The organism is Streptomyces sp. NPDC059371, assembly GCF_042751995.1.
Classification (GTDB): Bacteria; Actinomycetota; Actinomycetes; order Streptomycetales; family Streptomycetaceae; genus Streptomyces.
The window spans coordinates 6,156-19,514 of record NZ_JBHYXD010000028.1; the positions used below are offsets into that span (position 1 = coordinate 6,156).

Consider the following 13,359-nt stretch of genomic DNA (forward strand, 5'->3'; position numbering starts at 1 on the left):
CTCCCGCGGCGGGGGGGCGGTTTGGGGGCGCCCCCCCCCCCCCCCCCCGCGCCCCCCCCGGCCGCCGCGGCACCGGCCATCGCCAGCCGGAATCTGACCAGGTCGTCGGCCGAGGGCGGAGTGCTTGCGCAGGGATGGCGACGCTGTTTGCGTAGACCCGTGTCAGCCGGGTCCGGCGGCCTTGTCGCGAGGTGGCCTGCGGGCGCAGTCACTCGTGCAGACTGTCACTTAATCGCTTGTTCCTCGCTCTCGTGCGATGCGTTCAAGACGTCATCTCATCCCCCAAGGGTGCCAAAGGCGGGACCTGGTCCCACGCGCGACTGCAGTCGTATCCGACCTGAGCTACGACCCAAAACGTCGCAACCGATCAGTCGACAGGACAGTCTTCATGACGGTGCGTTAGGCGCGTCCCACTAGCGAACAGCCGTCGCACTGGTCCCCTGTTCAGGCACTACCTGCCTTGGCAATGGCCTCGCTGAGCGCTGGCTTATCAAGGTAGCGGTGGACGTCGTGGGAGGGTGGGAACGCGCCGTTGTTCACCTCAATGTCTGTGATACCACCCGCGAGGTGGGACAGGCCCACGCATCCGGTCACGAAGTCCTTCGAGGCGTACAGGTTCGTCCACTCCACTCCGGCAGGGACCGCGAGCCGCTCGCCCTGCGAGTGGATGTCCTTGCGGCCGGCCAGCCAGCCCAGCGGAGATCCGCACGTCACCAGCATGGTCACGTCTGGAGCCTCACCGCGGCTGAGCATGTCGTAAATGCTGAGCATGTCGTAAATCACCACACTGCCGAGGGAGTGGGCGACGACCATGGGCGCGCCCGTCTCAGTCAGGGCTTCGGCGACCGCTGCGCGGACCGCGGCAGCCGTCTCCTCCTTGCGCAGGTAGGCGTGGGCCTCGCGGACGAACCACAGGAGGCGGCCCGTGACGCCCTTGCCCATCTTCCGGTCCACAGCCTGGATCCGGCGCACGATCCGGAGCGTGAGCGGACCGTCCCCGAGGGTCAGGCCGGCCTCGGGCGACTCGTCCTCGACCGCAGAGGGAGCGTAGGCGGCCAGCGTACTGAGGATGAAGGCTTCTTCCTCCTCGTCGATGGGCGCGTCCTCCGCCAGGAGGTCCGCCTCTGGGCCGCCGAGCCCGTACGTACCGGGTGGGCGTCCGCGGGAAGCTGGCGCTCAGCCCTGCTGTCGTCGCGCCTGAGCCCTGCTTGATTCCGTGCACCCCGACGATCTGCAGCGCGTCCATGTCTCCCCCGTCCGCCTTCATCTGACTGTCAGTTGGCTGATCGTAGCCAGCGCCCGCGACGGCCTCTGCAGCCCGGGTTAGGCTGACGTCGCCAAGCGGGGGAAGCGGGTTGAGCGCGGAAGAACCGGACGGCATCGTCCGCAGGCGGCTGGTAGTCGTCGCGGTCGACGGCTACGAGGACGGGCAGGAAGGCTTCAAGGAGGGCATCGCCGCCCAAGTGGAACGGATCACCGGGTGGCTGGCGGATCCCGCACTCGGGGACGACCGGCGCTTCGAGGTGGTGCGGGCGGAGCACTCGCCGCGGTCGGTGCACGAGCTGCGCGCCTTCCTTCATGGACAAAACCTCGCAGCGGCCAGCTACAAGGAAGCCGTCGTCGTATACATCACCGGCCACGGGACGCGCCGCCTCGCACAGCGCCACTACTTACTGACTTCGGCTTGTCAGGGTGAGGCTGATGTCTCGAGGGTCAGGCCGGTGCCGGCTATGAAGCCGTCGAGGGTGTGGGGACGGTATTGAAGGCGTTTGAGGCGATTGCGGACGAGGACTTCGAGCTGGTCGAGTGCCGTGACGGCGAGGTTGGTGAGGCTGCGTTTGACGTGGGCCCACACGCCTTCGACGGGGTTCAGGTCGGGTGAGTAGGCGGGCAGCAGGAACACGGTCAGCCACTCACGCTCGGCCACGAGTTCCCGCATCCTGCGGGAGACGTGGGTGTTCAGGCGGTCCCAGACCAGCACGATCGGTGCCCTGACAAGCTGGTGGACTCCGTCGACCAGCGCGACGAAGTCCCGCTCGCCCATGCTGCGACGTGTGCCTTTGCCCGCAGGGTGGGTGCGCAGACGGTGGCACAGCCGGGTCCGGGAACCCGGCCGCATCGCAATCAGCCCGGCCACCGACAATCGTCCCGAACGCCGGCCGCTGATGGTGACCACCGGAGTCACGCCGCGCCGGCCCCAGGTCCGCCCCCGTGGCGGCCGTCGGGTGAACCCGGCTTCATCCTCGAAGCAGATGTAGCCCCCGCAGGCCGCCCGGGCCCTTTTACCTCCGCCCAGGTCGCCTCCCGCCACGCGCTCACGGCCTGCTCGTCGCGCTCGGCAACGCGCCGGGCGGGGACCTGCGGGCTGAAGCCGAGCCGGTGCATCAACCGGGTGGCACCGGAGACGCTGTAGGAGACGTGGAACTTCCGGCCGATCAGCGTGGCCACCCTCGACGCGGTCCACACCTGGTCCTCCACCCACCCGTGAGCGGCCGGCCCCTGCTCCAGATACACGGCCAGCTTCTCCAGACACCGCGGGGACAAACGGCACCGTGACCCGCTCGGACCGCGGGAGGCCAGAGCCTGAACACCGCCGTCCCGCCACAACTGGTGCCACTGATAAGCCGACTTCACGCTCACCCGCAGCCGTCGTGCAACCTCCGACGGCTTGATCTTCTGCTCGAACAGTTCAACCGCCTGCAGCCGAACCGACTCCCGACGCCGACGCCCCGTCGGAGTCAGCCCGCCCCCATCCGCATATCTCACACACCACGGATACAACCGCCCACCGACACCCATCAGGGGCATCACGAAGACTCACCCCAAAGAGCTGAAGTCAGTAACGCTGCCGAAGACGAAGGAAGAACGGCTGCTGGCGACCGCGTTCCCCACGAGCGAGCTGATCACTGCGGTCCTGGACAGCCAGTCCGATCACGTCATGGTGCTCATCGACTCCTGCCACTCTGGCACCCTCCGCGCCGAACTCGGCAGTCTGCTCGAGGACCTGTCCAACGACCGCCACAAGCACAAGGGAATCCAGTTCGCGCCGGGCAGCGAGGTGGTCAAGGACGGCAAGGTGTACACCGTCACCGGCATCACCGATTTCGAGCCCACGCCCAAGGGCCCGAAGTCCGTCGCAGAGCCACTGGAACATCCCCGGACCGTGGGCTTGTGCCGCGTCTGCAACCACGTCGAGAAGACGCCGTCCAGCAGCGAGAGCTCCTGTCCGATCTGCAAGGCCGACGACTACGACGTCGTCGACCTGCGGGAACCCGCCGGATTCCGGGCCAGCCAGCCGCGCGACTTCGACGGAGTCTTCGCCTGGACCCCCATCACCGTCTCCTCCCGGGCTGCCGCAAACCTCCTGGCCCTCCGCTTCACCTCCTGGGAGGAAGCACACGTCTACTCCGGACCGGGCGAGCGGTACGTCATCAACGACAACAACGGGGACCTGTTCTCACTGCGCCGCGCATCGGGCCCCTGGGGCGGGTACCTCGCCAGCGGCGCCACAGGCCCGAGCTACGGGGACCAGCTGCAGGTAGCCCTGGGAGCCGCCTTGCCTACGGACTTCTTCTTCCTCGGCCCTGCTTCCGCCATCGACAAGGCACACGGCTACCGGCTCAACCTCACCCCCGCCGCACCCGCCTACGGCGGCGACATCAGCCAGGGCAGGCGGGCCGCCTGGTACTCGCTCGCGTTCCTCCTACGCAGCGCGGCCGCCCAGTTCCTCGACGTCGGCCGACAGGAACTGCTCGCCGGAATTCACGCTGGACCGCACCCGGATGGCCCTGTCGCCTACGCCTTCCTGGCCGATGCCCTGGAGAACGGCGCGGGCTTCAGCACGCATCTCGGCAGCCCGGAGGTCATCGCGGACTTCATGCAGGCCGTCCATACCTACCTGGACGCCCTGAGGCAGACCGAGCACGCAGAAATCTGCACCTCCTCGTACCCCCGCTGCCTGCGCGACTACTCCAACATGCCCTACCATCCCCTGCTCGACTGGCGGCTCGCAAGCGACCTGCTGACCGTCCTCTCCGGCGGTCTCGCCAGCACCTCCGCCGACCGAGCCCGTCGGTCCCTGGCCGGCCTCCAGAAGATGCTGAAGGCCACCCTCCTCGACGGGGATCTGCCCGGGCTGGTCTTCACCTCGGGCAGGGGCCTACGCCACGCCGTGGTGGCGAGGCATCCGCTCCACATGTGCGAAAAGGACGCAGCGAGTACGGACCTCCAGCCCGCCCTGGATGCCGCACTGGAGTACACGCAAGACGCAGGGCGGATCGTCGCCGCCGACTGGTTCACCCTGGAGAAGAGCCCCATGCAGATCATCGAGCAGCTTCAGGCACCCTGAACTACCCGCTCTCGACATCACGAAGAGCTGACAGGGATGTCCCTCTCACGGGGCATCTCCGCGCATACGAGAAGCAGCTTTGATGAACTGAGACTCCAGCCCGGGATCGACCTCGTGTTGAGCACCTTCATGGAGTCTCGCAATCAATCCGATTCGCTCACTTCCGGCTGCGAGTCAGCCCCACCGCGGAGTCGCCGTGCCACTGCGACGGCTCCGCTCCCGTCGCGTGACGTCGAGAACCCGGCAACGATGACGGGATCATCCCCGCAGGTGCGGGGAGCAGGTCGCCTGTTTGCGGGTCGTCTCGGTCGCCGCGGGACCATCCTCGGCGGGGCGGGGAGCAGTTGGTGTGATGCCGATGCCGAACCTGGCTGAGGGGACCATCCCCGCGACTGCGGGAACCGGAGGCAGCTACACAGTAGAGCGGATCATCACCGTCAGGACTGGCGATGCCAGCGACGGCTGACTCTGCCCGATGTCCCCATAACCCCAGGACCTGTACAGATCGTGGACCTTTCCATCGCCAGCAGCCGGGTTGACCATGAGGGTGACGTACGGCTCGTCGCACCGGGCGAGCAAAGCGTCATGGATGCGACGGGAAGTACCGGTCTTCCGCCACCCCGGGCTGACACCGATCTCTTTGAGAGCCACTGCTGGCCGCTCGGTGTACCTCTCCGCCGGCGTCGGCCTGGTGCGCAGCCAGTACCGGTCGCCGTACTCGATGGTGTTGCCGTAGGCGTATCCGACGGGTTGGCCGTCCGCGTACGCAAGAACAGCTATGAATCCAGGTTCGCCGCTATGCCGGTCCAGGCGCTCTCCGAACGCGGTGACCGCGTAGTTGGGCAGGTGGAGCAGCGGTGCGCGTACTTCGGCGTACACGTTGAGGAGGTCGCCGCGGATGGCGTCGAGGGCGGTGAAGGTGCGCAGCTCGATGGCGGATGCCGTGGTCATGTGGCCATCTTCCAGGCGGCGGTGTGCTCGGTCCAGGTCTGGATCGCAGTGCTACCGGGTGCAGTGGCGCGCAGCGCGGCCCCGAACTCTTGGAGCATGCGCGAGACGCGGGCGTGTCGGGTGGCGGCGTCGGCGGGGACCCGTCTCGCGGTGGCCGTGGCGGCGTCGATGTCGCCTTGGGCGAGCTGGGCATGGGCCAGCCGGGTTGTGGTGATGGCCCGGGAGCGGGCCATGTGAGGCCGGAGAGCAGAGAGGCAGCGGTGGGCGTGGTACTCGGCAGCTGGGTGGTCGCCGAGGGCCAGGTATGCGGAGAGGGCCAAGTGGTCCAGCTCGGCCTGGTCGTAGAAGGCGAGCAACCAAACCGGCCGGTAGTCGTCCAGGTCGGCGCGCAGCATGGCGGCTTGGGCTTGGTCAAATGCTCGGCGGGTGCCGGTACGGTCCTGCGCAGCGCCGTGGATGGCAGCCTGTCGCGCAAGGCCGAGGGACGCGAACAGAGGGTCTCTGCGGGTGAGGTGCAGGTTGCGCGCGACATCGTTGGCGGCGAAGGCATCGGCGGGGCGGCCCATGTGGCGGTACAGGGTGCCTGCGTGGCTCCAGATACGGAATTTGATCGCTTGGTCGCCGGACATCTCGGCGAGGGTTTGCGCCTCTCGCATGTGTGCTTTGGCAATGTCGTAGCGGCGGCCGTCAATGGCGGCCCACATCGCCGAGGAACGAAAAGCAGCTGCTGAAGCGTAAAGGTTGCTGCGGACGCGCTGGGTGGCGCTGCCAGCGTTTTGGAGGTTCAGTGCCTCGTCGGCAAGTGCGGCAGCCCGTTGCTCGATACCGAGTTGTCCGCCGTGCCGGTGGTCGCTGGCGATGATCTCGGCGAATCGCTGATTCAGCCGGTTGACGTCGCTCATCCCGATACGGCGTGGCGAGGCGGTGCCGGGTGCTGCGGCTGCTGCGACAGTCGCAGCAACGCCTCCGACCAGGGTGCGGCGCTTCATGTCGGGGTCCTCCTGCTGCAGTGTTGCGGACGGGGGAGAGGGCCGACTGTGCGGCACGAATCCCAGAGCGACAGCAGGTAGGCCGCTGACGTCCTCAAGTGCTTTGCGTGTAGCCGACTTGGGCCAGGTGACCCGGCCCGCCTTCCAGGAGCGGACCGATGAGCCATCAAGGCCGCCCGGCCGTCCGGTCAGCCTTTCTAACGCCATGTTCACAGCGTCAGCAAGGCTGTTGGAGCTGTAGCCGTGCTCGGCCATCCACGCTTCAAGAACAGTGTTGCGCGTGGTGTCCATGCACTCACCGTAGCTCCGGCCCCCGCCCACCCACCAGGTAATAGGCAGGTCAAATCACCCTAGGTCGCCGCATTCGCGGGGCTGCTGATCGTCCTAACCTCCCAGGTCTGAAACGGAGTTGTCTTACTGGTGGTCGCCCGTGACGGCGGCTGTTGACGGCCTTACCCGCTCGGCTCTTCGCGCCCTGAGCGGCTGGGCATCGAGACGACCCGAAGGCTCCATCCAATGACGAGTCTGCGAACACCGGCCAAGGCCACCGCCGCCGGCCGTCCTACGTACAGTCAGACCCTCCCCTGCGAGCCGTCCGCGGCTCAGTTGGGCCGCGAGCTCATCCGAGAGGTCCTCGGCGTGTGGTGCCTCGACTGCCTTGCAGACCGGGCAACGCTCATCACCACGGAGCTGATCGCGAATGCCTCCGGGCACACGCTGTGCTCCAAGGTCCGCCTCGTCCTCGGTCGTCCAAGCCCGACACTGCTGCGTATCGGGGTCGTGGATCGGGATCCGTCTCATCTGCCGGCGCTCAACCAGGCGAACGCGGATGACGAGTCTGGGCGGGGGCTCCTCCTCGTCGACGCCGTCGCCGACCGCTGGGGCTACGAGTTGAAAGGCCCTGGCAAAGACCCCTGGGGCAAAGAAGTCTGGGCTGAACTCCGAACCGAGGACGCCTGATGACAGCCGCAACGCAGCTTGGGCCACGCGCTGTACCAACGTGGACGCCGCCATTGGAGCCTGCCGAGTTGAGGTCGCTGCTGTCGAAGATCCGTCGGTGGCAGCCTTTCGATGGCGGGGCCGTCCTCGATGACGTCAGCACTGTCCTGGACGAATGCATGCCGAGCAAGGAAAAAGTGGCCGTACTCGCCGTGCGGCTGCGTGGCCACCTCTCGCGCCTGGTCGAAATCGCCGTGGCGTCCGAAGCCGACCCGGCCGATGGGATCACTGCGCAGCTCATCGCCCGAGCACGCACGGTGCATTGCAAGGCTCTGCCTGATGACTACATGGCGGCGGCGGGGCGGCTCCGCCGGACGGGCTGGATCGTCAACGAACTCTTCGAGCGCCTGATCGCCCTGGGCTGCCTGAGGGAGGCGGCATGACCAGTCCATGCCTCGCCACGACCACGATCACCAGCACGGAAGAAGGCAACTGCGTGAGCACGCCGACCGCAGGGGGCCTGGTCCCCTTCGTCATCCAGCGCCGCGGCGAGGAGGCCGCGCCGGCCGACTTCGTCTTCACCCGTTCCGGCCCCGGCCGGTACCGGTTGCGCTACCTCGACGAGGACCCCCGCGACCGCGACCTGCACGGCGTGCTGTGGGGCCGCTGTTCCTTCAACCCCGTCGACGACCAGGGCTCCCCCACCGGTGAACCCGAGTGGAAAATGATGCATCCCTTCCGCCAGCGCATCACGATGCAGTCCCTGCGCTGCCAGGTCTGCACCAGCCCCGCTCGCACCCGCCTCGGCACCGTGTTCCTCGCCGGGCCGCACGACCTCGACCCCGAGGCCGACACGGTACTGACCAACCAGCCGCCTGTATGTGCCCGCCACGTCAAAGCCGCCGCACGGCTCTGCCCCCACCTCGCAGACCAACCACGGGCCTTCATCGCCCGCAGTGCACCGCTGTACGGAGTCGTCGGCGTCATCTACGGCTACAGCCCCGAACACGGTGTCCACGTCGTCGCGCAGCCCGACATGCCGCTGCCCTACGGACACCCCAACCTGACCACCTGCCTGGCCTCCCAACTCGTGCGCCGGCTCTCCTCGTTCACAGTCCTCACCGTGGACGAGCTGATGCGAGATCTCGACGCCGCCCCATAGACCCCGCCTGGTGGACCGGACGCTCTCCTCGGGCCCTCGGCCGCCAGGCGGCACCAGCCCCCGGCGCGGGGAGACGTACCCGCCACTCCCCTGGGCGGGCTACGCAGCCCCGCTCCCCGCGCCGGGCCCATCCCTGCAATCTCTGCATGGCTCATTTGCGTTCGCTGGTCAAAGCCGGCGTAGTCCATCCAGCACACGCTGCAGCAGCGACACGTCGGGGGCTTCTTCTCCATGGGATGGCCGGTGGATGACCACCAAGCCGGCTTCGGCCAGATCGGCCACCAGAATTCTGGCCACTCCCAAAGGCATACCAAGGAGTGCAGAAATCTCCGCCACGGACTTAAGTTCCTGGCACAGTTCCAGGATCCGCCGATGCTCTGGCAGCGTCGCTGCATAGGCCGCTGGCGTAGAAGCGGTGCTCACCAGCGCCTCGATGGCGATCACTTCCCGGGGACGTGTCCTACCTCCGGTCATCGCGTAGGGACGCACCAGCTCGCCTTGGCTCTCGACAGGATCACCAATCGTCGTCGCCCCAGGGCCATAAAAGGGCACCGGACCTGTACGCGGGTTAACGGTTGCGCCGGCACGAGGCAACCCGGGACCAGGGGTTGGGCGTCGTGACATCGCTGTCGGAGATTCTTCAGGATCTCCTGGGAAGGGAGCGGGTGACCGAAACGCTGTGCCAGCCGACTGTGCCGGCTGTTGCCCTCTACGACTTCGTTCGACGGCGGTCGCCGCAAGCAAGAGGGCGTTCTTCAAGCAACGTTCGTCGTCGGTTGCCTGCGCCAGTGAGTATTCGGCCGCGGCCAGACACCGAAGAGCGGACACCGCCCGTGGATGCTCGCTGCCCAATGCTGCGGAGATCCGTTGCACCGCGATGGCGATGACATCCGCCGCACGTGTCATTCGGTCGACGTCGTGAGAGGCAGCCGCCGACTCGCACTCCGCGGATGCCACTGTGACCACGGTCGACAGTGATGTGGGGTGATCGCGCCCAAGGAGCGGGATAAGCCGTCGGGCAATATCACTCAGCTCGTCCAGCAAGTGGTCAGCCTCTTGGTGCTGACTGCCCTCGCGCCGGATCTCCGCCAGAACGGCCGTGGCCAGGAACTGGGCGTTCAAGTCACCGGGCGCGCTGGCGTCACCCGCTGCATGGCGGGCACGGTCCGCGTAGTCTGCCGCCGCTGCAAGATCCCCTGCACGAAGCTTTACAGCTGCCTGGTTAGCCAGGGCGAGCACAGATAGAACGCCGTCGCTCTCCGACGGCGAAAGCAGGCGGGAGGCGGCCGCCAGGTGACCGCGCTCAGCGACAGCTACGGCAAGTTGATTGCGTTGGGAAGCATCCATGCCTGACAGCGAAAAGGCATCTCCTCGCAGGTGAAGCGACACCCGATCCAGGAGATCATCGGCTGCATCGTGCAGGCCTAGTCCGTCCGCCAGGCTGACTAGGTAAGCGAGATCTTCGCCGGCCGACGGACGGCTGAGGAGTTCCAGGGCGGCTTGCGCGCCCGCCATCTTGCGCTCCACGACGGAACGCTCAGCATCCACGCCGCGTAACGCTCTCTCGGCGGAACGGATCGCATCTTTGAGGACGTCATTCATGACTGACCGCACGGCTGTCGTCCATGAAGACTTCCTTCAACGCGAGGTACCGCAGCTCGGCAATGCGCACGGGATCAAGGACGTTGCCGTCTGCGAGTTGCTGAAATGCCTGGATCACCGCCTCGACTCGGTCCGACTGGTGACGTGCCGGTGACGGTGCAGGCTGCAACGCTGGGGACGCATCGGACCTGACCTGGGGTGGTCGCAGTACGTCAAGGAGATGCACAACGTCGAAATGGTCGAAACGCTGCATCGCCTCTCTCAGAGTGGCGGCGAAGAGAACGTTGGTGTTGCGGCCCGCATCGCAACGATCGGGAACCTGCTCCAGCAGAATGCCTGCGACAACCGGTTTTCGTTTCCTGTCTCCTGTCTCAATGGGCCCACCCGAGTAGCCGGAGTAGTCACCGAGGTACTGATCGGTCGTCAATTGGAGTGCTTCGATCAGCGCACCGCCCTCGCACAGATAGCTCACGCCTGCATGGTCTACCTGGCCCGTGAGTTCGACGTCGTTTTCAGCCGGCCGGTACGGACCGCGCCAGTGCATTCCGGCGCGCGCGACGCCGGCGGCAGGTACCGGCTGTCTGACGTCGTGACCGGCGTCGATTTCGATCAGTGCGAGGTCGGCATCTTTGTCCCGCCGACGAACCTCACCCCGTACTTGGGTGCCGTCCGCCAGCACGATGTTCAGTTCCTCCTCGACTGCATTCAGTCCGCGCAGGCAGTGGAGCGCCGTGAGGACGAAGCGGCGCGTCACCAAAAAGCCGCCCCCCAACCGCTGCTGACCCTGGTATAGCTCGACCCAGTAGCCCTCGCTCTTCATGGCTGGTCCGCAACGCGCTCCACGGTGAGGGTCACCTCGAACGATGCCTCTGCGGACGCCTTGGAGAGAATGACGCCCGCCTCTGCGGCCAACGTCAGCCCGAACGTCACGTCCACACTGCTGACCTGCCAGCCGTGATGCACCGGCACCTGCGCCAGCGCTCGTTGCGTAATGGCAGACGCCTCAACGATGGCTTCCTCAACCTCCGTTGCGCGCTCGGCGAGAGCAGCCGTCGAACGCGTGCGTGTGCCGATCTGCCGACTTCCTGACGCATCGAGAACAACGGTCTCAACTCTGACTTCGGCCATGGATTCGCTTCCCCCGACCACGACGCGCGGATCACCTCCCAGGGAGCGTAGCCGTGCTACGCATCGTCTGCGAAGGCTTCCGCCGCTCCTACTTCATGGAGAACTGGCGGCATCGCCAAAGCGAGGTCCGAGGGGCTGAAGCAGCAGTCGGCGGCAAGAGCGCCGACGATGTCTGCCAGATGCACCTCAGCGAGACCCGGTCACAAACGGGCATCGAGCACGTCCCAAGAGAAGAGGGCCAGTACACGCACTGGCATCGGCCGGCCTGGGGCGGAGCGGTAGATGCGGCCCACGGGCCAAAGCCGCGCTCTCGAGGGCAATCCGATTGAGATGGCCAATCGTTTCAGCACCGCGGTAGGTGCACCATATTCTCCAACCCCCAACACCCCTGTGAACGGGATTCCCTGGAACCCGCCCTTACGAGCAGGGGAGCCGACTACATTCGCCGTCCTCGATGTTGTCGACAAACAGAGGATGCCTTCATGGTGGTTCGTGACCTGCGCAAGGTGGCCGATGCGTTGCCTGGATCGGCTTCCCGAAACGGGTTGCAGCTGATCTCAGCATCGGTGGGCGGGGAAACCGGACTGCAGGCCTTTCTCAGCCCGGACCGCTACGACGTCGACGCTGTGGTGCGGCTGGCTGCCGCCTGCGGGGCCCGCATTCTTTACATGGACCTCGACCATTTCGACGCGAACGAGTTCGACGTCCTTTTCGCCGACGAGGAGGACGAGCCGATACTGCCGACAGGCGATGGCGTGCAAGGCAGCGTCCCCGCCGCACTGCGTCAGCGAGCGGACAAACTGCTGGCTGACGCGCGGCGCCGTGCGGATGCATTGGAGGCCGTACGGATCGCCTTCGTCGTGGAGGGCGTGGTGCACGAGTGGCAGCTGTCGGCCGCCAGGTTCTTTGCGTGAAGTGATCTTGTCGGGGTTCATCCGGTGATGCCGAGGGCGGTCAAGGGCCGGCGGTAGTCGCGGGCCGTGTGGCGGAGGGCTGCTGCGATGTTCCGGTGGCCCATCTGGCGGTGGAGACCGATCGCGAGGTTTCGGAGGCTGGCCATGATGCGGGGCAGACCGTCGGTGCGGACCTTGGAGTCGTCCTCGCGGAAGGTTCGGTCCCTGACATGGTGGATCTTGTTCTCGATGCCCCAGTGCCCGCGGATCCAGGAGGCGATCTGTGCTCCGCTCGCTTCGCCGGGCTTCAGGCTGGTGACCAGGTAGACCCGTTCGATCGTAAGCTTTCCGGCGGTAAGGTCTCGCCTCCAGCGCACGACTTGGAGGGCTTGACGGGCTCCCGGGTAGGCGATGTGGCGGAACGCGGCGGTCTTCAGGCGGCGGATCTCGTGCCGGTGGTGGGCCCGGGTGCGTTCGATGTGGTCCAGGCTGATCTCGGTCCAGGGCAGGCAGCGGATCCGGTCGTGAAGCGTCGGATGGTTGGGCTTGACGACCGAGATGTAGTGGGCGCCGCGGCCACGGAGGTAGCGGGCGTGGTCGTGCTGGGTGTGCAGGGCGTCCGCAGTGATCACAGCACCGTTCAGGTCGATCGTGTCCAGCAGTGGGGCGAAGGCGGGTATCTCGTTGCTCTTGTCGGCGATCTGCCGCTGGACCAGGACGTTGCCGTGCTGGTCCATCGCGGCGAGCAGGGTGACCGCCGGCCGGTCACGGGTGCGGGAACCTCTCACGGCCTTGCCGTCGACCGCAATCACCCTCCGTTCGCCAGCGGGGCTGCGGGTGGCGAGGAAGCTGCCGACGGCCCGGTCGAAGGTGTCACCGTCCAGTCGTGCCAGCAGGCGGCGGACAGTCCCGGGATGCGGGACCGGAACCGACCCCGTGAGCGGATCTGGAGGGAAGCCGAGCGCCCGAAGCGCCCAGCGGGGAGCGTCGGTGATCCACTCCCCGATGGCCGCCAGCGACCGGGCACCGGTCAGGACGGCTGCGGACGCCGCCGACAGCAGAGCCGCCAGGGGGTACCGCAGTCCGCGGGGATCACGCGGGTCCGGGACGATCGCCAGGAACTGGAACAGATCCACCGCCGCGGCCAGGGGTGGAGTCCGGTTCGCGCGGGCCAGTTGGTCCAGCGCGCAGGACATGGGAGAAGATACGGGTGCAGGCACGGGCTCGCTCGGTACTCATGGGACTTCGACACTCACATGATCACCGGCACCGTGCCTGTATCTGTACCCGGGTCAACCCGCCAGCCAAAAGCAGTACATGACGTCACATCACCGGACGTCAGCGAAA

General features: G+C 66.7%; 15 protein-coding genes. 6 read left to right on the plus strand and 9 right to left on the minus strand.

The genetic code is table 11. The features are described from left to right. Positions 1-444: 444 nt before the first annotated feature. Positions 445-954, minus strand: a complete 510-nt coding sequence (locus tag ACFXGX_RS18130; protein WP_384791694.1) for a hypothetical protein — start codon at positions 952-954, stop codon at positions 445-447. Positions 955-1,355: 401 nt separating this feature from the next. Here ACFXGX_RS18130 and ACFXGX_RS18135 point away from each other — a divergent pair, with 401 nt between their 5' ends. Continuing rightward, positions 1,356-1,763, plus strand: coding sequence for a hypothetical protein (locus ACFXGX_RS18135; protein WP_384791697.1), 408 nt, complete (start codon positions 1,356-1,358; stop codon positions 1,761-1,763). Here ACFXGX_RS18135 and ACFXGX_RS18140 read toward each other — a convergent pair. Continuing rightward, positions 1,688-2,296, minus strand: a complete 609-nt coding sequence (locus tag ACFXGX_RS18140; RefSeq protein WP_384791938.1) for a transposase — start codon at positions 2,294-2,296, stop codon at positions 1,688-1,690. The two genes, ACFXGX_RS18135 and ACFXGX_RS18140, sit on opposite strands and share 76 nt — an antisense overlap. Further along, positions 2,182-2,766: a transposase gene (locus tag ACFXGX_RS18145; RefSeq protein ID WP_384791700.1), complete on the minus strand. Its 585-nt coding sequence runs from the start codon at positions 2,764-2,766 to the stop codon at positions 2,182-2,184. The genes ACFXGX_RS18140 and ACFXGX_RS18145 overlap by 115 nt, the downstream gene beginning before the upstream one ends. A 172-nt stretch (positions 2,767-2,938) precedes the next feature. On the opposite strand from ACFXGX_RS18145, the gene ACFXGX_RS18150 reads away from it, so the two are divergent. After that, on the plus strand, positions 2,939-4,348 hold the full coding sequence (locus tag ACFXGX_RS18150; protein WP_384791703.1) for a hypothetical protein: 1,410 nt from the start codon (positions 2,939-2,941) through the stop codon (positions 4,346-4,348). 411 nt (positions 4,349-4,759) lie between these two features. On the opposite strand, the gene ACFXGX_RS18155 is transcribed toward ACFXGX_RS18150, so the two are convergent. Further along, positions 4,760-5,299: a GNAT family N-acetyltransferase gene (locus tag ACFXGX_RS18155; RefSeq protein ID WP_384791706.1), complete on the minus strand. Its 540-nt coding sequence runs from the start codon at positions 5,297-5,299 to the stop codon at positions 4,760-4,762. Continuing rightward, entirely contained in the window at positions 5,296-6,579 is a 1,284-nt protein-coding gene (locus tag ACFXGX_RS18160) for an XRE family transcriptional regulator (protein ID WP_384791709.1), read from the minus strand. Before ACFXGX_RS18160 ends, ACFXGX_RS18155 begins: the two co-directional genes overlap by 4 nt. 225 nt (positions 6,580-6,804) lie before the next feature. On the opposite strand from ACFXGX_RS18160, the gene ACFXGX_RS18165 reads away from it, so the two are divergent. The 3 genes from ACFXGX_RS18165 to ACFXGX_RS18175 all read left to right on the plus strand — a co-directional run bounded on the left by ACFXGX_RS18165 (position 6,805) and on the right by ACFXGX_RS18175 (position 8,389). Then, positions 6,805-7,248: an ATP-binding protein gene (locus ACFXGX_RS18165; RefSeq protein ID WP_384791712.1), complete on the plus strand. Its 444-nt coding sequence runs from the start codon at positions 6,805-6,807 to the stop codon at positions 7,246-7,248. Positions 7,249-7,316: 68 nt separating this feature from the next. After that, positions 7,317-7,670, plus strand: coding sequence for a DUF6415 family natural product biosynthesis protein (locus ACFXGX_RS18170; RefSeq protein WP_384791715.1), 354 nt, complete (start codon positions 7,317-7,319; stop codon positions 7,668-7,670). Then, positions 7,667-8,389 (plus strand): hypothetical protein, encoded by a 723-nt coding sequence (locus ACFXGX_RS18175; RefSeq protein WP_384791718.1) that lies wholly within the window; start codon positions 7,667-7,669, stop codon positions 8,387-8,389. The genes ACFXGX_RS18170 and ACFXGX_RS18175 overlap by 4 nt, the downstream gene beginning before the upstream one ends. Positions 8,390-8,557: 168 nt before the next feature. Here the strand turns inward: ACFXGX_RS18175 and ACFXGX_RS18180 are convergent, their stop codons facing one another. The 3 genes from ACFXGX_RS18180 to ACFXGX_RS18190 form a co-directional block, all read right to left on the minus strand. Then, the gene (locus tag ACFXGX_RS18180; RefSeq protein WP_384791941.1) at positions 8,558-9,013 is read right to left on the minus strand and encodes a DUF742 domain-containing protein; all 456 of its coding nucleotides are present in this window, start codon (positions 9,011-9,013) and stop codon (positions 8,558-8,560) included. A 970-nt stretch (positions 9,014-9,983) separates the two neighbouring features. Further along, a complete protein-coding gene (locus ACFXGX_RS18185; RefSeq protein WP_384791721.1) occupies positions 9,984-10,811 on the minus strand; it encodes a serine protease in 828 nt (275 codons plus the stop codon). Then, entirely contained in the window at positions 10,808-11,119 is a 312-nt protein-coding gene (locus tag ACFXGX_RS18190) for a CU044_2847 family protein (protein WP_382796441.1), read from the minus strand. The genes ACFXGX_RS18185 and ACFXGX_RS18190 overlap by 4 nt, the downstream gene beginning before the upstream one ends. Positions 11,120-11,601: 482 nt before the next feature. On the opposite strand from ACFXGX_RS18190, the gene ACFXGX_RS18195 reads away from it, so the two are divergent. Next, on the plus strand, positions 11,602-12,033 hold the full coding sequence (locus ACFXGX_RS18195; RefSeq protein WP_384791724.1) for a hypothetical protein: 432 nt from the start codon (positions 11,602-11,604) through the stop codon (positions 12,031-12,033). A 17-nt stretch (positions 12,034-12,050) separates the two neighbouring features. On the opposite strand, the gene ACFXGX_RS18200 is transcribed toward ACFXGX_RS18195, so the two are convergent. Then, on the minus strand, positions 12,051-13,208 hold the full coding sequence (locus tag ACFXGX_RS18200; RefSeq protein ID WP_384791727.1) for an ISAs1 family transposase: 1,158 nt from the start codon (positions 13,206-13,208) through the stop codon (positions 12,051-12,053). Between the last annotated feature and the right edge of the window lie 151 nt (positions 13,209-13,359).